The sequence below is a fragment of the Acidiphilium sp. 34-64-41 genome, assembly GCF_002282635.1.
Taxonomy (GTDB): Bacteria; Pseudomonadota; Alphaproteobacteria; order Acetobacterales; family Acetobacteraceae; genus Acidiphilium; species Acidiphilium rubrum.
In genome coordinates, this window is the sequence record NZ_NCJX01000021.1 from 42,891 (window position 1) to 59,775 (window position 16,885).

The window sequence follows — 16,885 nt, forward strand, 5'->3', positions numbered from 1 at the left end:
ACGGTTCAGACCCGCAGCAATCCGGCCATGGGGGCCGCGTCGCTGCTGTTGGGAAACACGCGGGCGAGTGCGGCCGGGGTGAGGTGGAACTGGGCCTGGATCACGCCTTTGGCGAGGCTGCGGATATCGGCGGTGGGGGCGAGGTCGCGGTTTTGGAAGAGTTGGGTGGGGTTGAGGCCGGGCCAGGTGGTGCGGATTTTGCCGCCGGCGACGCAGCCGCCGGCGAGAAAGGCGACGGTTGCGGTGCCGTGATCGGTGCCGTGGGTGCCGTTGATGCGGGCGGTGCGGCCGAATTCGGTGATGACCAGGATTGTGGTGTTGGCCCAGGCCGGGCCCATGGCGGTGCGCAGGGTTGCGATACCGGCATCGAGATCGGCGAGCGGGGCGTGGAGCAGGTTGATCTGGTTGCCGTGGGTGTCCCAGCCTTCGAGTTGGAAGGCGGCGATGCGGGGGCCGCCGGGGGCTGCGAGCAGGGTGCCGGCGGCGCGGGCGAGGGCGGGGAAACCGTAGGCCTGGGGTGGTGCTGCCATGGTGTGGTCGGCGGCGTCGTCCATCGAGGGGGCATCGAGAGTCGCGCGGTCGAAGCGGGCGGCGCGCAGGCCTTCGGCGATGGCGGGGCCGAACACGGGGTCGGCCCGGTTGAGGGCGGCGATGTTGGCGTAGAGTGCGGGTGAGGGTTTGGCGAACCCGGCCGGGGCGTAGGAGGCGACGGGGGTGGGGCCGCGCAGCAACAGCGGCATGCCCATGCCGACCGCGAGGCCCTGGCCGGTGACGCCGCCGGACGGGAGTTCCGCGATCAGGCGATTGAGCCAGCCGGAGGTGATGCCGACTTGATCGATCCCGGTTTGCAGGAAATCCTGCGCTTCGAAATGGCTGCGGGTGCGATAGGGGCCGGCGATGGCGTGGACCGGCAGGACCTCGTTTTGCTGATAGAGCGCGTGCAGGTTTTTCAGCGCGGGGTGGAAGGCGAAGAAGCCGCCGAGGTCGAGCAGGGTGGATTGCGGCGGTACCAGGGCGGCGCGCAGGGATTGCAGGTTGGGATCGCCGTAGGGCACGACGGCGGCCATGCCATCGAGCGCGCCGCGCAGGAGGACGACGACGAGGCGTTGCGCGGTGGGGGCGCTGGCGAGGGCGAGTTTGGCGCGGCCGGCGACGGCGATGGTGGCGAGGCCGAGCAGGCTGGCGCGGCGGGTGAGGGCGATGTTCATGGAATCCTGGGCGATCTTCATCGCGGCCTATCTCCTTTGGAATTCGGGGGCGGCGAACAGCATGGCGAGGGCTTCGCGCGGCGAACCGGCGGTGGCGATGGCGGTTGCGGTCGCCGGGTGCAGCAGGGGGCCGAGCGATGAGCGGGCGACATCCATCGGCGTGGTGCTTTGCGCGCGGGCGGCGGCGGTGAAGCCGAAATCGACCCTTGCGAGCACCGCGTCCGATCCGGTCCAGTCCGCACCGTGATCGGACCAGCCGTTCGGCAGCGGGGCGGCCCAGAGCGGTTGGCCGAGTTTGCGGAGCGTGCCGAGGTGAAAGCCGACCGGGGCGTTGGTGATGCCGGCGGCGCGGGCGAGCGAGATCGTGTAGTCGAACGGGGTTTTGATTTTGGTCAGCGGTTGCCAGGCGGCGGGCAGGTCGATCAAGGCGGCGGCAGCGGCACCGAGGTTGCCTTTGGTGTCGGTGAGGATGGCGGTGAGGTGGTCGACCGCGGCTTGGGGTGGATGATCGCCGCAGAAATGCCAGGCGAGTTTGCTGGCGAGGGATTGGTAGGTGGTGGGGTGGGTGGCGAGGAAGCGCAGGGCGGCGATGCCGCCGGCCTCGCCGGGCGGGAATTGACGACCGAGCACGGTTTGCGGGCCGGGTTCGTGCGCGAAGGGGCGAAACATGAAGCCGGTGGGTTGGTTTTGCGGATTGACCGACCAGCCGGTGAGCAGCTTGGCCATGTTGGTCACATCGGTCTGGGTGTAGCCGGCGCGCAGGCTGACGGTGTGGAGTTCCATGCATTCGCGGCCGAGGTTTTCGTTCAAGCCACGATGAAAGCGCCGGCCGGCGGGGCTGTTCGGGCCGACCGAGAAAGCGTTGGCGAGGTAGAGCAGCATGGCGGGGTGGCGTTCGGCGGCGAGCACCATATCGGTGAAATTGCCGGTCACGTGCGGGCGGATCGCTTCACGCATGAAGGGGCCAACCAGGGCTTCGATGCCGCCCTGGCGGATCGAGGTGGTGAAGTGATTGGCCCAGAACCAGACCAGGCGCTCGCGGAACGGGGAAGGGGTGTTGATCGTCCAGTCGAGCTGGGCTTTGGCGTCGCCGAGGAACATCGCGCGGCTGAGCGGTTTGAAATTGCCCTTGAGGGGCTGGCCGGCGGCGAGGATGCGTTTGCGTTGCATCGCGTCCGTGCGGTGCGCTTGCAGCGCATCCGCCCCGCTGGGCAGGTTGGCGAAGGAGGGATCGGCGAGGGTCGGGTCTGGTCCCTTGAGCTGGGCGTGCAGCCAGTCGCGCGCATTGGTGGCGGCCGGTGCGGTGCCGCCGGCACCGAAACCGAAGCGGATCATGGCGTGGGTGATGTCGCTGTCCATGAACTGGGTATTAACAGGGTGGCGCGTAGCGAAGTGTTGCAAACTGCGACCGGGCGGTATCGGCCTTGTCGGCTGATTGGACGCAGGGGAATTTTTTGGTCCTGTTTTTGAAAAAAGAAGGCCTTTCTTAACCTTTTCGTGTCTTTATCAGGGAGCAGCAGCAATGATACGAGCTTGCGCATGACGATTGCCCTGGTTTTCCTGCTTCTGACCGCCACACTCGGTGGTTATCTGTCGATTGGCTATCTGCGCGGCACACCGCCGCCGGCCGCGGGGTGGATGTTGGGGCTGGTGCATGGCGTGGTGGGCGCGGCCGGGCTGCTGGAGCTGGTGATCGGGCTCGAACGGCATCCGCCGCCGGCGTCCGCCGGGGTGGCGGGGTTTGGCGTCGGGGCGGAAGCGTTGCTCGGGCTTGCGATTTTGCTGGGGCTGCTGGTGATCATGGCGGCGTGGCGGGGCAAGCGTTTGTCGGGCGTGGTGATCGGCGCGCACGCAAGCGTGGCGATCACGGCGATCGCGCTGGTGTCAGCGATCGTGGCGCTGGGATGAGGTTTACCAGGCGGATTTGCGGTTGGCGCCTGGCGGCTTAGCCGCGCAACGCCCGGACGGTGTGGGCGATGCCGGACCACTGCTGGGCCAGATAGGTGCCGGTGGCCATGGCTTCGGGGGCGGTGGGATCGCCGGTCGGGGTTGGGGTTCGGGCGAAGTCGGCGGTTTGGAAGATGATATCCCAGAGCGGGAAGACGGCGCCGTAGTTGCAGGATTTCTGGCCGGCGGCGAGGATGCCGTGGTGGGTGCGGTGGAAGCGCGGCGAGACGAGCAGGCGGTCGCCGATTTTACCGAAAGAGAGTGTGGTGTTGGCGTGGCTGAGGCTTTCGACGAAGCGCAGCATCAGGATCAGGATGGGAAATTGCAGGGGTGGGATGCCGATGAGCAGACCGATCAGCATGAACCAGAGGAAGCTCAGTCATCTGGCGCTGGGCGTGATGGACGGCGTGGAGCGCGTACCAGATCGAAAACCGGTGCGACAGGCGGTGGCGCCAGTAATCGGTGAAGTCGAGGATGAGGGCGTAGATGGCAAAGGTGATGATCGGGTGGCCGAACAGGGCGGGGATGATGGTTTCGAGCATCGGCGGGACGTAGCCGCGGTCGGCGAGGAAGCCATCGAGTTGAACCTGGGCGGCGTAGAACAGCACGAAGGTCATGATCGGCAGCACGCCGACGCGCGCGAGGAAGGTGTAGAACACGTCGACCAGGATGGGTTTGCTTGTGGTCCAGCGTTCGAGCGGGCGGAGGCGTTCAAGCGGGACGCAGACGGCGTAGGCGAGGATCATCTGCGTGATGCCGTAGACCGCAACGAGGGTCCAACCGAAGGACAGCTCGCTCCATTGCATGAGGCCGGCGCGGTAAAGGATGGGCAGGACGGCGATCTGCTCGATCCACCCGGCGATGTCGTTGAACGGGTGGGTGGGTATGTGCGAGAGCACATGTACCATGATTTGCATCAGGCGAGGCGCATGGCGGCGAGGGCTGGCCGGTCGGTCAGCAGGGTGGAGATGAAGATGCCGTGGGGCGAGCGGCCGACGGTGATGTGGTCGGTGGCGCCGGTGACGGGGTCGTGGATGGCGACGCGCGAGGCGAAGCGCAGCGCGATCCAGAGTTTGCCGTCGGGCGCGAAGCAGAGATCATCCGGGCCGCCGGGCATGGCGATGCGTTTGACGAAGCCGAGGGTTTTGGCATCGAGCACGGTGAGGGAGCCGGCGACGCGGTTGGTGACGTAGAGCTGGGTGCGATCGGGGGTGAGGAAGATGTTGTGGGCACCCTTGTCGGTCAGGATGGTGCGGGTGATGCGGCCGGTTGCGGGGTCGAGCACGGCGACATGGTCGCTGCCCATGATGGCGGTGAGGACGACGCCGTCGTGCCACATGACGCCGGCGGGGGTTTTGCCGACTTTGGTGGTCCAGCGCGGGGTCATGCTCGCGAGGTCGATCGCGACCAGGGTGCCGCTGTCCTGCATCGAGACGAAGACGGTTTTGGAATCGGGCGTGTAGCTGAGGTGCGAGGGCATCGAGCCGAGTTTGAAGCGGTGCGCCAGGGTGAGGCTGGCGGCGTGGTAGACATCGACGTGGTTGAGGCGGAGGCAGGTGATGGTGAGGTAGGTGCCATCCGGGCTGAACCAGAGCTGGTAGGGGTCGGGGATGAGTTTATGGCCGAGTTCGGTGCCGGTTGCGGGGTCGAGGAAGAAGATGGCGTTGCCGGCGGAATCGGCGATCAGGAGTTTTTTGGCGTCCGGCGTGAGGGCCCAGTGGCTCGGTTCGCGGAAAGTGGGTTCGTCGCGCAGGATTTTGCGGGTGGCCATGTCGATGATCGAGACGGTCGCACCGCCGGAATTCAGGACGATCGCGATGGGCGGCTTTGCCGCGGGCGCGGTGGACGGTTTGGCGGCGGAGCGCGCGAGCGCGGGCAGGGCGAGCAGGGACGGTGCGGCGAGCAGGGTGCGGCGGGGGAGCGAGGCTGAACCGGTCATGCGGGTGGTGGGCTTTCATCGGGGTTCACGAAGACCGCGCGCGCCCAGGTGAAGAACACGAGGCTAGTCGTTGCGATCAAAGTATTGTCGGTGCAGGATTGCACGGCAAAGGCGAGGAAGACAAGCCGGATGATGCGGCGCTGGGCGGTGGGCAGCGCAGCGCTGCCCCGCCATAGCCACAGGGTGAGCATGGCGAACAAGAGGAGCGCGCCGATCACGCCGCCTTCGACGGTGATGCGCAGATATTCGTTATGGGCGGCGTTGGTGCCGAGCAGGCGGCCGATGTGGGATTTCATCGAGACGACGGCCTTGCCGGCGCCGACGCCCCAGCCGAGCCAGGGGGATTGGCGGGCGGCGGCTTCGAAGAAGGGCCAGATGAGCTGGCGGTTGGACAGGCTGCCGGCGTCGCCGAGGTTGATCAGATCGACCACGCGGATGACCCTCAGGGCGGAGGCGGCCATCAGCACGATGCCGAGGCTGGCGCTGCCGAGGGCGAGAATTGCGAAGCGGCGGGCGGGGGTGAGGAAGGGCGATGGTGTGATCATTAGGGTGGCGAGGGTGATGAAGCCGGCCATGGCGAGCGGGGAGCGCGCGCCGGTGGCGATGAGGATGATATAGTTCAGGCCGATCCAGGCCAGGTTGCGCGGCCGGCCGGTGCGCAGATATTCGAGCAGGCCGGCGAAGATGGCGATCATCGCGAAGCCGCCGAGAAAGGCCGGGGCGCTGGATGCGGCGAGGCGGATGGCGCCGAGTTGGGTACTGTAGAGTGGGCGGATGCCGGGGGCTGCGAGGGCGATGCCGAAGCCGACCGTGATGGCGGGGCCGATGATGGTGCAGCGGATGATGGTGGCGCGCATCGCCGGACTGAGGCGGAGGTAGCCGGCGGCGAAGGGGGCGGCCGAGCCGATCAGCGAGCGGAGCGAGGCCATCGGGGTCAGGCCGGGCCAGAGGCCGTGGATCGCGCCATCGATGAACATGACGATGAAGGCGTAGGAGGGGTTGAAACGGTCGGCGCGCGGGGCGGTGCGCAGGGCGGCGAGGGCGATGATCAGCAGGCCGGCGGATTTGAGCAGGGCGATGATGAGTTCGTGCGCGCCGATCAGGTCCGACAGCCACATTTCCGGCGTGGTTTCGACTAGGATGAGCCAGAGCGCCATGGCGGCGACTGGGCGGGCGTAGGCGATGGTGGCGGCGACGGCGAGGGCGAGGGCGAACAGGAGCGGGATGATCAGCGGCGGCATCAGCCAGGCGATGGCGCCGACGCCGAGCAGGGCGGTGATGGCGGCCGTGGCGATCGGGTCGCGCCGGGCGATGGCGATCATGGTGGGGCGATCATGTGGGGCGATCATGGGATGGCGGTGATGGTGTAATGCTCGTCGGGCGCCGCAGTCTGGGCGTGGATGGTGAAGCCGGCGGCGGCGAGCAACGCGGTGACGGTGGCGGGGGCGGTGCGGCGGCTCAGTTTCGCACCCATGGCACCGGCGCCGGCGGGATCGTATTCCGCGATGAACAGGATGGCGTGGGGCGGCATGATGGCGTGCAGGCGGCGCAGGGCGGTGGTCGGGTCGTTCATGTGGTGCAGCGCGTCGGTCAGCATGACGCGATCGGGCGGTGCGGGGAGGGGCGGCAGGGCTTCGGCGGTGCCGGTGATGGCGTGCAGTGGCAGCGCGCGGTTGGTGGCTTGTTCGTTGATGTGGGCGATGCATTCGGCATCGGGGTCGATCGCGATGATCCGGCCGCCGGGGGCGACCAGGGCAGCGTATTCGAACGAGAGCGCGCCGGAGCCGGCGCCGATGTCGAGCACGATCATGCCCGGGGCGATGCCGGCAGCTGCGGCCCAGAGGGCGGCGAGGTGACGCTTCTGAGCCTGGCGGGTGATCAGGCGGGCGAGGCGGGTGTCGTCGGCTTGCATTGCGGGGTTCATGGGGTGACTCTAGCTTGGTGGGGATTAGATTCAAGAGAATTCAACTTTAAGGCGAGGTTAAGGATGAGGAAGGATCGGGGTAGACTTCTTTTTTTGAAAAAAAAGAAGCAAAAAAACTTTATTCATCGGGGCCCCTGCCGGTGAAACCGCCCATGCCCCCGAGTCAAAAAGTTTTTTGCTTCTTTTTTCCAAAAAAGAAGTCTTTCGCTTGCCTTTCTTGCCGCTGGACGCGCGGCTGATGCGCCTCCAGGCAACCATCACCGGCACCGGCCCGGATGTGGTGTTGTTGCACGGGCTGTTCGGTTCGGGCCGCAATCTGGGTGTGATCGCGCGCGGTTTGGCGGGGCGGTTCCGGGTGATTGCGCTCGATGCGCGCAATCATGGTGCGAGCGGTCATGCCGCGGACATGCGGTATGCCACGATGGCGGCGGATGTGGCGGAGACGATGGCGGCGCTGGGGGTGGGGCGGGCGCGGGTGGTCGGGCATTCGATGGGCGGCAAGATCGCGATGATGCTGGCCTTGGTGGATCCGGCGCTGGTCGAGCGGTTGGCGGTGCTGGATATTGCGCCGGTCGCGTATGGACATGAGCATGATTTGTTTGTCGCTTCGATGCGGGGCTTGGCGTTATCGCCGGATTTGACCCGGCAGCAGGCCGATGCGGCGTTGGCGGGGGCGATCCCTGATCCGGCGTTGCGGGGGTTTCTGCTGCATAATCTGGTGTTGGGTGCCGCGCCGCGCTGGCGGTTGGGGCTGGATGAGATTGCCGGGGCCATGGGCGATCTGGTTTCGTGGCCTGAGGGGTTGTCGGGGTCGTATCCGGGGGGTGTGCTGTTCTTGCGGGGGGCGCTGTCGTCTTATGTGCCGGAGTCGGCGTATGGCGCGATTCGGCGATATTTTCCGGCGGCGGTGATCGAGACGATCGAGGAGACCGGGCATTGGCTGCATGCCGAGAAGCCGCAGGCGGTGGTGGCGGCGTTGGAGGGGTTTTTGGGGTAGGTGCGCGCGATTCCAGCCAAGGCATGGTATCGTGCGCACCGCCTGGGCAGCTTGCGTGTTGTTCCTGCCTGTTGATGGCAAGGCTGCCACGGCGCCGGCGCCAAATGCGGTTGAGTGGGTAGTGCGGCTTGCGAGTGGTGGATGCGACGAGGCGGCGTTCGCCGGCTGGCTGGGTCAGGCGCGGTAGCCGCCCAGTGTGCAGATATGCGCCCAGTGTTCGGGGCTGATCGGGCAGACCGACAGGCGGGACAGGCGGATCAGGGCGATGCCGGCGAGGGCGGGGTCGGATTTGATGGTGGCCAGGGTGACCGGGTGGGGCAGCGGGGCGCGGGCCTGCATATCGACGGCGACCCAATCCTGGGGTTTGGCGGTGGGCTCCATGCTGGGGTCGGGGTAGGCTTCGCGCACGATTTTGACCACGCCGACGATCTCGCGGCCGATGTTGGAGTGGTAGAAGAACGCGAGATCGCCCAACCGCATGGATTTGAGGTTGTTTTTCGCCATGTGGTTGCGCACGCCGGTCCAGGGCTCGATGCGGTTGGCGACCTGCTGGTCCCACGAGAAGGCGTCGGGCTCTGATTTGACCAGCCAGTAGTTGGGCATCGGGCGGCTCAGGGTGTGATGGCGCCGTCGCGCACGACGGTGCGGAACGCGCGGATTTCGACGCGATCGAACAGGCCGGCGCGGGAATAGGGGTCGTTGGCGACCAGGGTTTCGGCCATCGCGCGGTCGGGCACTTCGTAGATGATGGTCGAGCCACAGGGATTGCCGCCGTCATCGAGCAGAGGACCGCCGAAGACGATGTTGCCGGCGATTTCGGTGAGGTAGGCGATGTGGTCCGGCCTGGTCTGTTTGCGGATGGGCAGACCATCGGCGCGGTCGTGGGCGATCAGGATGAATTGCATGGCGATCTCCTTTTATTTTCGGTCGCGCCGTGTTTGCCACGATTGTATGATATATAACAACGCCAAGATGTGATCGGCGTGGCCGGCGCAAACGCGGCAAAGGGGATGGCAAAGCGTCGATTTCGTATTAGACCTTGTGCATGGGACGGACAGGAATGCCGGATTACACCGGGGATATCGATGCCAGAGCGATCGGTGCACCGCAGTCGAAAGCGGGGGCGTGGCTGCATCGCTTTGCCAATCCCGGGCGGTTCCAGCGCCTGGTGCAACCGATTTTGCCGTGGCTGACAATGGTGGCGTTCGTGACCACCGTGGTCGGGCTGGTGTGGGGGTTTTTCTACGCGCCGGCGGACTGGCAGCAGGGCATCGCTTCACGGATTATGTATGTGCACATCCCGGCCGCCTGGGTGGCGATGAACGGGTATGCGGCGCTGGCGATCTGTTCGCTGCTGTCGATCGTGTGGCGGCATCCGTTGGCGGATATCGCGGCCAAGGAGATCGGGCCGGTGGGTGCGGGATTTACCGCGCTCTGCCTGATTTCCGGCTCGCTGTGGGGGCGGCCTGAATGGGGCACGTACTGGGTTTGGGATGCGCGGCTGACCTCGGTTCTGATTTTATTGTTTTTGTATCTTGGGCATATGGCGCTGATCCGCGCGTTCGATAATCCGCAGCATGGCTATCGGGCGGCGGCGATTCTCGGGCTGGTGGGTGCGGTCAATCTGCCGATCATCGTGTTCAGTGTTTACTGGTGGAACACGCTGCATCAGGGCAATTCGATTTCGGTAACCGGGCCATCGAAGATTTATGTGACCATGCTGTATCCGCTGATCATCTGCACGGTCGGGTTTTATCTGGCGTTTGCGGCGATGTGTCTGGGGCGGATTTCGAGCGGGATCATGGAGAACCGGGCGCGCGCGCTGCTGCTGGCGCGGGCCGAGCGGGGTGGGGCGTGATAAAACATGTTATGCCCTATGTGCTGGGCAGCTATGGGGCCACGATCGTGATTCTGGGGGTTTTGTCGCTGACGTCGCTGCTGCGTTATCGCGCGGCGCGGCGGCGGTTGGCTGCGGTGGAGCCACGCGGGCGGCGGGGGCGGGATGCGATGCAGGGTGAACAATCATGATGAGTCGCAAGACGCGCCGGTTGTGGCTGGTGGTGGCGTGCGGCGCGGGGGTTTCGTGCGCGACGGCGCTGATGCTGGTCGCGTTTCGGTCCAGCCTGTCGTTTTTTCTCTCACCGCAGGAGGTGATCGCCAAGCATCCCGCGCCGGGCATGGTATTCCGGCTGGGCGGGGTGGTGCAGGCCAATACCGTGGTGATGGGCACGCGCGATAGCCGTCCGTACACGACGTTCCGGATTACCGATGGCCAGGCCTCGATCCCGGTGGTGTTTACCGGCGTGCTGCCCGGGCTGTTCCGCCAGGGGCAGGGGGTGGTGACGGTGGGGACGATGGCCAAGGGCGATCGGGAGTTCATGGCCGATACCGTGCTGGCGAAGCATGGCGCGAGCTATATGCCGGCACCGGTCGAGCAGGCGTTGCGCAAGGCGGGCAAGTGGAACCCGAAATTCGGGCCGGCGCCCAATGCGGCGACGTGGGATGATAAATCACCGCGCACCATCGAGGCTGATAACAATGGATGATCGATCGATCGTAGTGACCCGCAGGTTGGCCGTATGATCCCCGCGCTGGGTCATTTTGTCCTCGCGCTCGCGCTGGCGATTGCCGCGGCGCAGGCGGTGATCGGGTTGTTCGGGCCGATGCTGCGGGACCGGCTGGTGCTGCGGGCGGCACCGGCGCTGGCGATCAGCCAGTTCATCATGCTGGGCTTGGCGTTTGCGGCGCTGGTGTGGTCGGGCGTGGTGTCGGATTTCACGGTGCGCAATGTCGCCGAATTTTCATCGAGCACGACGCCGCTGTTTTACCGGATCACCGGCACCTGGGGCAATCATGACGGCTCGATGCTGCTGTGGTGCCTGATATTGTCGCTGTGCGGCGCGACGGTGGGGGTGTTCGGCAACAATATTCCGACCAGCCTGCGCGCCCGCGTGCTGGGCGTGCTCGGGCTGGTTTCGGGCGGGTTTTTGCTGTTCACGCTCGCCGTGTCCGACCCGTTCCGCCGGATCTGGCCGCCACCGCTGCATGGCGCGGGGGTGAACCCGATTTTGCAGGACCCGGGGCTCGCGGTGCATCCGCCTATTCTCTACACCGGTTATGTCGGCTTTTCGATCGCGTTCGCCTTTGCGGTGGCGGCGTTGATCGAGGGGCGGGTCGATGCCGCCTGGGGGCGCTGGGTGCGGCCGTGGACGCTGGTGTCGTGGATTTTCCTGACCTGCGGGATTTGTTTCGGGTCGCTCTGGTCGTACTACACGCTGGGCTGGGGCGGGTTCTGGTTCTGGGACCCGGTCGAGAACGTCGCCCTGCTGCCGTGGCTGACCGGCACCGCGCTGCTGCATTCCGCGATCGTGGTCGAGAAGCGCGAGGCGCTGAAGACCTGGAGCGTGCTGCTCGCGATCGCGACGTTTTCGCTCAGCCTGTGCGGCACCTTCCTGGTGCGGTCGGGGCTGCTGAATTCGGTGCATGCCTTTGCGGCTTCGCCTAATCAGGGTCTGTTCATTCTGGTGCTGCTGGCGCTGACCATCGGCGGGTCGTTGCTGTTGTTTGCGATCCGCGCGCCGGTGCTGGCGGCGACGGGGATGTTCGCGCCGGTTTCGCGCGAGGGCGCGCTGATTTTGAACAATGTGTTCCTGTGCATCATCGCGGCGGTTGTGTTCACCGGCACGATGTATCCGCCGTTCGTCGATCTGGCGTTCGGGATGCAGATTTCGGTGGGCGCGCCGTTCTATGACCAGGCGGTGTTGCCGATGGTCGCACCGCTGATCCTGGCGATGGCGGTGGGGCCGATGCTGCCGTGGAAGCGCGGCGCGATCGGGCCGGCGCTGGTCAAGGTGTGGTACGCCGCCGTCGCGGCGCTGATCGTGTTCGCCTATTACGCGTTCCAGCGCCATTTCATCGCCGCGCTTGGGCTGGCCGGTGCGGTGTGGGTGATGATCGGCGCGTTGATCGATATCGGTGAGCGGGTGCGGTTGTTTCGCGTGCCGCTTGGGCAATCGTTCGCGCGGCTGGGCACGATCCCGCGGGCTTCGGTGGGTGCGGCACTCGGGCATTTCGGGTTCGGGGTGGTGGTGCTCGGCATCGCGGGGATGACCTTGCGGGTGCATGACGTGACGGTGCTGCATCCCGGCCAGTCGGTCGCACTGGGCGGTTTCAACTGGAAGCTCGATTCGATCGTGCCCGCCACCGGGCCGAATTATACCGCGCGCAAGGCGACGATTACCGTGACGCGGCATGGCAAGCTGGTGATGGTGCTGAAACCCGAGCGGCGCTATTTCACGGCGCAGAAGGTCAAGACCGTGGCGGCGGCGATCCGCACCAATGGCGTGCGCAACATGTTCGCGACGTTTGCCGGCGAGGATAATTCCGGCGGCGGCGAGTTCCGGTTCAATGTGCATCCGTTCGCCCCCGAGATCTGGTTGGGCGGGTTCATCATGGCGCTGGGCGGGGCGATTTCGTTGAGCGACCGGCGGTTCCGCATCGGGGCGCCGGCGCGGGCGAAGCTGCGCAAGCCGGCCGGTTCGGCCACGGTCTAGCGGCGTCATGGCCACGATGCTGACCCGACGGCTGATGTTCGGCCTGCCGCTCGTCGTGGTGGCGGCGGGGGGCGTGGCATCCTACGCGCTGCTGGAGCGGATGGGCCGGGGGACGTATAATCCGCAGGCGTTCAACAATCCGCTGGTCGGGCACAAGGTGCCCGAGTTTGCGCTGCCGGGGCATGACGGGCATGCCGGGTTCGATCAGGCGGCGATCATGGCGCAGAAGCGGCCGTTGCTGGTGAATTTTTTCGCCTCCTGGTGTGTGCCGTGCGTCGAAGAGGCGCCGTATCTCGATGCGATCGCCAAATCGGGGCTGGATATCTGGGGCATTGCCTATCAGGACAAGGCAGCGCCGCTCGATTTGTATCTGGCGAAGAACGGCGATCCGTACCGGCGGCTCGCGAGCGATGCCGAGGGGCGGGTTGCGATCAACTGGGGGGTTTATGGCGTGCCGGAGAGTTTCCTGATCGCGCCGGGCGGCGAGGTGCGCTGGCATACCGCCGGGCCGCTGTTTCCGGAGATCATCGAGGATCAGCTCAAGCCGGCATTGCAGCGGCTGACATGAAGCGCCTGGTGGTCATGGCGCTGGTCGGGCTGGGTCTGGCGCTCGGGATTGCGGCGGCCGATACACCGACCACGATCCGGCGCGACGGGGTGGTGCTGACGATTCCGCAGGAAAAGCGGGCCGAGGTGATCGGCGATCGGCTCCGGTGCCTGGTGTGCCAGAACGAGACGGTGGAGAATTCGCAGGCCGGGCTTGCCAAGCAGTTTCGCGGCATCATCCGCCGGCGGGTGGTGAAGGGCGAGACCAACCAGCAGATCGTCGATTTCATGGTGCATCGCTATGGGATTTTTGTGCTGCTGAAGCCGCCGTTGATCCCGCTGACCTGGCTGCTGTGGTTTTCGCCGGTGATCGCGCTGGCGTTGGGCCTGCTGGTGTTGCTGCTGGCGCGGCGGCGCAAACAACAGGGGGCACCCCCGCTTTCGCCCGACGAGCGTGATCGTCTGAAGGAATTGCTGTCGTGATCTGGCTATGGATGGCGGTGCTGTCGCTGGTGGCGGTGGCACCGGTGTTGGTTGTGTGGCTGCGGCGCGGCACGATCCGGTATCGGCGGGATACGGCGGTGGCGCTGCATCGGTCGCAGCTCGAAGAAATCGAGCGCGACCGGGTGGATGGGCGGCTGCCGGAGGCCGAGTTCCAGGGTGCGAAGCTCGAGGTGCAGCGCCGGCTGCTGGTGGCGGATTCGATTCCCGAGCCGGCGGCGGATGGGCGGGCGCGTGGTCTGCTGATCGCGACGCTGGTGGCGATTCCGGTTGCCGCGGTTGCGCTGTTCGTGCCTGGCGGCTTGCCGTTCGTGCCATCGGAGCCGCATTCGGCGGTGCTGCACGCGCAATCGGCGGCGCGGGCGCAGGATGATGCGCTGATCGCGAAGCTGGAGCAGAAATTGTCGCAGATTCCGCCGCATTCCGAGCAGGCGCGGCAGGGGTATCTGCTGCTGGGCCAGGCGCTGGTGAGCCAGAACAAACTGGCGGCGGCGGCGAAGGCGTGGACCGTCGCGTTGGGGTTGAAGTTCAACGCGACCCTGGCGGCGGAGACCGCCGAGGCGGAAACCGAGGCGGCCGGCCATGTGACGCCAACGGCGCTGACCCTGTTTCATCAGGCGCTGGACAAGGCGCCGGCGAATGCGCCGTGGCGCTCGCTGGCCGAACAGCGGCTGCGCGAGGCGGCGGTGACCTTGCCGGCGCCGCAGGGCGATGCCACATCTAAACCATGACCGAAACGACGAAGCCGGCCGAGACCAAACCCGAACCGAAGCCGATGCCCAAGGAGATCGGCGGCCCGAAAGGCCCCGAGCCGACGCGGTACGGCGATTGGGAACGCAACGGGCGGTGCACGGATTTCTGAGCGTTCGTCGATGAGCCGGGCGCATCAGTATCGCACCCGCCTGCGCTGGACCGGTAACGCTGGTTCCGGCACCAGCGCCTATCGCGCTTACGGACGTGATCATGCGGTGGGGGCTGCCGGGCGGCCTGACCTGTTGCTGTCGTCCGACCCGGCGTTTCGGGGTGATCCGGCACGGTGGAACCCGGAATTGTTGCTGCTGGCGGCGATATCGTCATGTCATCAACTCTGGTATCTGCATCTGTGCGCGGAGGCCGGTGTTGTCGTGCTGAATTATCAGGACGATGCCGAAGCGATCTTGACCGAGGAGGCGTCCGGCGCGGGGCAGTTTACTGCCGTGACGCTGCGGCCGCGCGTGACGATCGCTGCGGCATCGGATGCGGCGGCGGCACTTCGATTGCATCATGATGCCAATGCGATGTGCTTCATCGCGCGCTCGCTCAACCTTCCGGTGCATCACGAACCGTCCATTGTGCGGGCGGATGCGGCGGCTATTCATGAAACTTTAACTTCTAGGATTTAGACATGGCTCAAGTGGCGTTCATCGGCCTCGGCGTGATGGGATTTCCGATGGCGGGGCATCTGGCCGCCGGTGGGCATGACGTGACGGTGTATAATCGCTCGGCGGCGAAGGCCGAGGCGTGGGTGGCCAAGCACGGTGGGCGGGCGGCGGCGACGCCGCGTGCGGCGGCCGAGGGGCAGGAGTTCGTGTTTGCCTGCGTCGGCAACGATGACGATCTGCGCTCCGTCACGATCGGGGCGGATGGCGCGTTTGCGGGCATGGCGGCGGGGGCGTTGTTCGTTGATCACACTACCGCTTCGGCGACCGTGGCGCGGGAATTGGCGGCGGCGGCGGACGGAAAATTCGGCGTGCTGGATGCGCCGGTTTCCGGCGGTCAGGCCGGGGCGGAGAACGGCCGGCTGACCGTGATGATCGGCGGCGGTGCTGATGATTTCGCGCGCGCGAAGCCGGTGATCGGGTGCTATGGCGCCAATATCAGCCATATCGGCGCGGCCGGCGCCGGGCAGTTGGCGAAAATGGTCAATCAGATCTGCATCGCCGGCGCGGTGCAGGGGCTGGCCGAAGGGCTCGCCTTCGCGCAGGCGGCGGGGCTCGACCCCGAGGCGGTGATCGGCGCGATTTCGAAGGGTGCGGCGCAAAGCTGGCAGATGGAAAACCGCTGGAAAACCATGGTTTCCGGCACATTCGACTTCGGCTTTGCGGTGGACTGGATGCGCAAGGATCTGGGCATCTGCCTGGAACAGGCGAAGGAGACCGGTGCGCGCCTGCCGGTGACGGCGCTGGTCGATCAATTCTACGCCGATGTGCAGGCGATGGGCGGGCGGCGGTGGGATACTTCGTCGCTGATCGCGCGATTGGGTGCGTCGAAATAATATCAGAACAATTGGGCGTTGATCGCCAGCGCCTTGCGGCAGCGGGGCGTGTTGGCCAACGCGCCGCCATTGTTCTCACAATTGACGATTTCCCGCATCAATTGATGCGGATGCTTGTGATAATAAGTTGTGGTGCTGTCGGCGCAGCCGGACAGGATCAAACTCGTGAACAACGCCAGAATAAAAGCAAGCGGTTTCATGGTTCTAACGGTAACACTTCATGTGGCAGCGGCGCAATCGTTACGATTCGGGCGACAGGGGCGGTCATCGCGGTTTGATCTTGTTTTGCGACGGTGAGGGCGTGCTAAATGTTGACCTCTGATTTGCGGAAATGCTGATGGTCCGTTTGTTTCTGCGACGTTGGGGTATTTTTGTTCTTGCCGCCTTCCTTTTGTCGGCTTGCGCGGCGTCCCAAGTCGTTCACATCGATCCGGCGTCGCCGCGATCCGGCTATGTTGGCGGCACTGGCCGCCTCGAAAGTTCAATTTTCGGCGACCGGATTGGTCTTCATCTTGTACTTTCGCCGGTCGGTGCTGGGCCACGTCGCGTCGCTTGTGCTGGACCCTATGACTTCAATCCGGTTCCGATGAAAATCACCGTTCCGTTGCACTGTAGCGACGGGACGACAGGGTTTATCATCGTGGATCGACTGCATAACGATGCAAAATCCGGTATTGCTCATTTTCGTCTTGCCGATGGTGCAAACGGCTATTTGTATTTTGGGTCGGTCGGGCCGCCTCCCGTATCTTGCGGATGCGCATCGCCACCGGCGCACTATTGGCTCCTGTTTTTTTCGACGGATTCTTCGAGTCTGAGCCAGGTTGCGCGAAGTACTTTGAGTAATTGTGTTCGAAGGATCAAACAGCACCATCCTGCGCCGATCTCGATTGCAGGCAACACAGATCGGGCCGGGAGTGCGTAACCGTTCACACCCCCCGGGTCAGACCGCTATCCGGGCAGGGATGGTGGGTAGCAGATTGTTAGCTCGTGCGGCGGTGATGAGGGCGCAGGCATAG

General features: G+C 65.5%; 23 protein-coding genes. 13 read left to right on the forward strand and 10 right to left on the reverse strand.

Translation table 11 applies throughout. From position 1 onward, the window contains the following. Positions 1-5 precede the first annotated feature (5 nt). Both B7X49_RS06575 and B7X49_RS06580 read right to left on the reverse strand, forming a co-directional pair. The gene (locus tag B7X49_RS06575; RefSeq protein ID WP_286702456.1) at positions 6-1,229 is read right to left on the reverse strand and encodes a DUF1501 domain-containing protein; all 1,224 of its coding nucleotides are present in this window, start codon (positions 1,227-1,229) and stop codon (positions 6-8) included. A gap of 6 nt (positions 1,230-1,235) precedes the next feature. Further along, a complete protein-coding gene (locus B7X49_RS06580) occupies positions 1,236-2,567 on the reverse strand; it encodes a DUF1800 family protein (RefSeq protein ID WP_286702457.1) in 1,332 nt (443 codons plus the stop codon). Between the two features lie 180 nt (positions 2,568-2,747). Here B7X49_RS06580 and B7X49_RS06585 point away from each other — a divergent pair, with 180 nt between their 5' ends. Then, complete coding sequence (locus B7X49_RS06585) at positions 2,748-3,116, forward strand: hypothetical protein (RefSeq protein WP_286702458.1); 369 nt, start codon at positions 2,748-2,750, stop codon at positions 3,114-3,116. A 37-nt stretch (positions 3,117-3,153) separates the two neighbouring features. Here B7X49_RS06585 and B7X49_RS06590 read toward each other — a convergent pair whose 3' ends face one another. The 5 genes from B7X49_RS06590 to B7X49_RS06610 are packed head-to-tail and all read right to left on the reverse strand — an operon-like array spanning position 3,154 to position 7,018. Next, entirely contained in the window at positions 3,154-3,516 is a 363-nt protein-coding gene (locus B7X49_RS06590; RefSeq protein WP_286838687.1) for a sterol desaturase family protein, read from the reverse strand. Continuing rightward, complete coding sequence (locus tag B7X49_RS06595) at positions 3,404-4,072, reverse strand: sterol desaturase family protein (RefSeq protein ID WP_286838690.1); 669 nt, start codon at positions 4,070-4,072, stop codon at positions 3,404-3,406. The genes B7X49_RS06590 and B7X49_RS06595 overlap by 113 nt, the downstream gene beginning before the upstream one ends. Beyond that, complete coding sequence (locus tag B7X49_RS06600) at positions 4,072-5,094, reverse strand: YncE family protein (RefSeq protein WP_286702460.1); 1,023 nt, start codon at positions 5,092-5,094, stop codon at positions 4,072-4,074. The genes B7X49_RS06595 and B7X49_RS06600 overlap by 1 nt, the downstream gene beginning before the upstream one ends. After that, positions 5,091-6,416: an O-antigen ligase gene (locus B7X49_RS06605; protein WP_286702461.1), complete on the reverse strand. Its 1,326-nt coding sequence runs from the start codon at positions 6,414-6,416 to the stop codon at positions 5,091-5,093. The genes B7X49_RS06600 and B7X49_RS06605 overlap by 4 nt, the downstream gene beginning before the upstream one ends. Positions 6,417-6,439: 23 nt before the next feature. Continuing rightward, positions 6,440-7,018, reverse strand: a complete 579-nt coding sequence (locus B7X49_RS06610; protein ID WP_286838694.1) for a class I SAM-dependent methyltransferase — start codon at positions 7,016-7,018, stop codon at positions 6,440-6,442. Between the two features lie 217 nt (positions 7,019-7,235). On the opposite strand from B7X49_RS06610, the gene B7X49_RS06615 reads away from it, so the two are divergent. Beyond that, positions 7,236-8,015 carry an alpha/beta fold hydrolase gene (locus tag B7X49_RS06615; RefSeq protein ID WP_324503174.1) on the forward strand — a complete coding sequence of 260 codons (780 nt, stop codon included), beginning with the start codon at positions 7,236-7,238 and terminating at the stop codon, positions 8,013-8,015. A 174-nt stretch (positions 8,016-8,189) separates the two neighbouring features. Here B7X49_RS06615 and B7X49_RS06620 read toward each other — a convergent pair whose 3' ends face one another. After that, positions 8,190-8,618 (reverse strand): EVE domain-containing protein, encoded by a 429-nt coding sequence (locus tag B7X49_RS06620; RefSeq protein WP_286702464.1) that lies wholly within the window; start codon positions 8,616-8,618, stop codon positions 8,190-8,192. Between the two features lie 8 nt (positions 8,619-8,626). After that, positions 8,627-8,920 carry a YciI family protein gene (locus B7X49_RS06625; protein ID WP_286702465.1) on the reverse strand — a complete coding sequence of 98 codons (294 nt, stop codon included), beginning with the start codon at positions 8,918-8,920 and terminating at the stop codon, positions 8,627-8,629. 140 nt (positions 8,921-9,060) lie between these two features. Between B7X49_RS06625 and B7X49_RS06630 the strand changes: the two genes are divergently transcribed. Genes B7X49_RS06630 through B7X49_RS06675 form a run of 10 tightly spaced genes read left to right on the forward strand, consistent with a single transcriptional unit; the run spans position 9,061 to position 15,869 of the window. Then, entirely contained in the window at positions 9,061-9,873 is an 813-nt protein-coding gene (locus tag B7X49_RS06630; RefSeq protein WP_286702466.1) for a heme ABC transporter permease, read from the forward strand. Next, complete coding sequence (gene ccmD / locus B7X49_RS06635) at positions 9,870-10,043, forward strand: heme exporter protein CcmD (RefSeq protein WP_286702467.1); 174 nt, start codon at positions 9,870-9,872, stop codon at positions 10,041-10,043. The genes B7X49_RS06630 and ccmD overlap by 4 nt, the downstream gene beginning before the upstream one ends. After that, the gene (gene ccmE, locus B7X49_RS06640; RefSeq protein ID WP_051657370.1) at positions 10,040-10,561 is read left to right on the forward strand and encodes a cytochrome c maturation protein CcmE; all 522 of its coding nucleotides are present in this window, start codon (positions 10,040-10,042) and stop codon (positions 10,559-10,561) included. Before ccmD ends, ccmE begins: the two co-directional genes overlap by 4 nt. Positions 10,562-10,594: 33 nt before the next feature. Beyond that, positions 10,595-12,568 carry a heme lyase CcmF/NrfE family subunit gene (locus B7X49_RS06645; RefSeq protein ID WP_286702468.1) on the forward strand — a complete coding sequence of 658 codons (1,974 nt, stop codon included), beginning with the start codon at positions 10,595-10,597 and terminating at the stop codon, positions 12,566-12,568. A gap of 7 nt (positions 12,569-12,575) precedes the next feature. After that, positions 12,576-13,136 (forward strand): DsbE family thiol:disulfide interchange protein, encoded by a 561-nt coding sequence (locus B7X49_RS06650; RefSeq protein WP_286702469.1) that lies wholly within the window; start codon positions 12,576-12,578, stop codon positions 13,134-13,136. Then, on the forward strand, positions 13,133-13,597 hold the full coding sequence (locus B7X49_RS06655) for a cytochrome c-type biogenesis protein (RefSeq protein WP_029312098.1): 465 nt from the start codon (positions 13,133-13,135) through the stop codon (positions 13,595-13,597). Before B7X49_RS06650 ends, B7X49_RS06655 begins: the two co-directional genes overlap by 4 nt. Continuing rightward, a complete protein-coding gene (ccmI, locus tag B7X49_RS06660; protein ID WP_286702470.1) occupies positions 13,594-14,346 on the forward strand; it encodes a c-type cytochrome biogenesis protein CcmI in 753 nt (250 codons plus the stop codon). Before B7X49_RS06655 ends, ccmI begins: the two co-directional genes overlap by 4 nt. Continuing rightward, positions 14,343-14,477 carry a DUF1674 domain-containing protein gene (locus tag B7X49_RS06665; RefSeq protein ID WP_286702471.1) on the forward strand — a complete coding sequence of 45 codons (135 nt, stop codon included), beginning with the start codon at positions 14,343-14,345 and terminating at the stop codon, positions 14,475-14,477. Before ccmI ends, B7X49_RS06665 begins: the two co-directional genes overlap by 4 nt. 10 nt (positions 14,478-14,487) lie before the next feature. Further along, complete coding sequence (locus tag B7X49_RS06670; RefSeq protein ID WP_286702472.1) at positions 14,488-14,997, forward strand: OsmC family protein; 510 nt, start codon at positions 14,488-14,490, stop codon at positions 14,995-14,997. A gap of 2 nt (positions 14,998-14,999) precedes the next feature. Then, positions 15,000-15,869 carry an NAD(P)-dependent oxidoreductase gene (locus tag B7X49_RS06675; protein WP_286702473.1) on the forward strand — a complete coding sequence of 290 codons (870 nt, stop codon included), beginning with the start codon at positions 15,000-15,002 and terminating at the stop codon, positions 15,867-15,869. 2 nt (positions 15,870-15,871) lie between these two features. On the opposite strand, the gene B7X49_RS06680 is transcribed toward B7X49_RS06675, so the two are convergent. Next, on the reverse strand, positions 15,872-16,069 hold the full coding sequence (locus B7X49_RS06680) for an EexN family lipoprotein (RefSeq protein ID WP_286702474.1): 198 nt from the start codon (positions 16,067-16,069) through the stop codon (positions 15,872-15,874). Positions 16,070-16,200: 131 nt separating this feature from the next. On the opposite strand from B7X49_RS06680, the gene B7X49_RS06685 reads away from it, so the two are divergent. Then, entirely contained in the window at positions 16,201-16,791 is a 591-nt protein-coding gene (locus B7X49_RS06685; protein WP_286838703.1) for a hypothetical protein, read from the forward strand. The last annotated feature ends 94 nt before the right edge of the window (positions 16,792-16,885 follow it).

Bases quoted from the DNA above. Each gene is read 5' to 3' on its own strand.
- B7X49_RS06575 (WP_286702456.1), bottom strand. From the start codon at position 1,229: ATGAAGATCGCCCAGGATTCCATGAACATCGCCCTCACCCGCCGCGCC.
- B7X49_RS06580 (WP_286702457.1), bottom strand. From the start codon at position 2,567: ATGGACAGCGACATCACCCACGCCATGATCCGCTTCGGTTTCGGTGCC.
- B7X49_RS06585 (WP_286702458.1), top strand. From the start codon at position 2,748: ATGACGATTGCCCTGGTTTTCCTGCTTCTGACCGCCACACTCGGTGGT.
- B7X49_RS06590 (WP_286838687.1), bottom strand. From the start codon at position 3,516: ATGCTGATCGGTCTGCTCATCGGCATCCCACCCCTGCAATTTCCCATC.
- B7X49_RS06595 (WP_286838690.1), bottom strand. From the start codon at position 4,072: ATGCAAATCATGGTACATGTGCTCTCGCACATACCCACCCACCCGTTC.
- B7X49_RS06600 (WP_286702460.1), bottom strand. From the start codon at position 5,094: ATGACCGGTTCAGCCTCGCTCCCCCGCCGCACCCTGCTCGCCGCACCG.
- B7X49_RS06605 (WP_286702461.1), bottom strand. From the start codon at position 6,416: ATGATCGCCATCGCCCGGCGCGACCCGATCGCCACGGCCGCCATCACC.
- B7X49_RS06610 (WP_286838694.1), bottom strand. From the start codon at position 7,018: ATGAACCCCGCAATGCAAGCCGACGACACCCGCCTCGCCCGCCTGATC.
- B7X49_RS06620 (WP_286702464.1), bottom strand. From the start codon at position 8,618: ATGCCCAACTACTGGCTGGTCAAATCAGAGCCCGACGCCTTCTCGTGG.
- B7X49_RS06625 (WP_286702465.1), bottom strand. From the start codon at position 8,920: ATGCAATTCATCCTGATCGCCCACGACCGCGCCGATGGTCTGCCCATC.
- B7X49_RS06630 (WP_286702466.1), top strand. From the start codon at position 9,061: ATGGGACGGACAGGAATGCCGGATTACACCGGGGATATCGATGCCAGA.
- ccmE (WP_051657370.1), top strand. From the start codon at position 10,040: ATGATGAGTCGCAAGACGCGCCGGTTGTGGCTGGTGGTGGCGTGCGGC.
- B7X49_RS06645 (WP_286702468.1), top strand. From the start codon at position 10,595: ATGATCCCCGCGCTGGGTCATTTTGTCCTCGCGCTCGCGCTGGCGATT.
- B7X49_RS06650 (WP_286702469.1), top strand. From the start codon at position 12,576: ATGGCCACGATGCTGACCCGACGGCTGATGTTCGGCCTGCCGCTCGTC.
- B7X49_RS06655 (WP_029312098.1), top strand. From the start codon at position 13,133: ATGAAGCGCCTGGTGGTCATGGCGCTGGTCGGGCTGGGTCTGGCGCTC.
- B7X49_RS06665 (WP_286702471.1), top strand. From the start codon at position 14,343: ATGACCGAAACGACGAAGCCGGCCGAGACCAAACCCGAACCGAAGCCG.
- B7X49_RS06670 (WP_286702472.1), top strand. From the start codon at position 14,488: ATGAGCCGGGCGCATCAGTATCGCACCCGCCTGCGCTGGACCGGTAAC.
- B7X49_RS06675 (WP_286702473.1), top strand. From the start codon at position 15,000: ATGGCTCAAGTGGCGTTCATCGGCCTCGGCGTGATGGGATTTCCGATG.
- B7X49_RS06680 (WP_286702474.1), bottom strand. From the start codon at position 16,069: ATGAAACCGCTTGCTTTTATTCTGGCGTTGTTCACGAGTTTGATCCTG.
- B7X49_RS06685 (WP_286838703.1), top strand. From the start codon at position 16,201: ATGCTGATGGTCCGTTTGTTTCTGCGACGTTGGGGTATTTTTGTTCTT.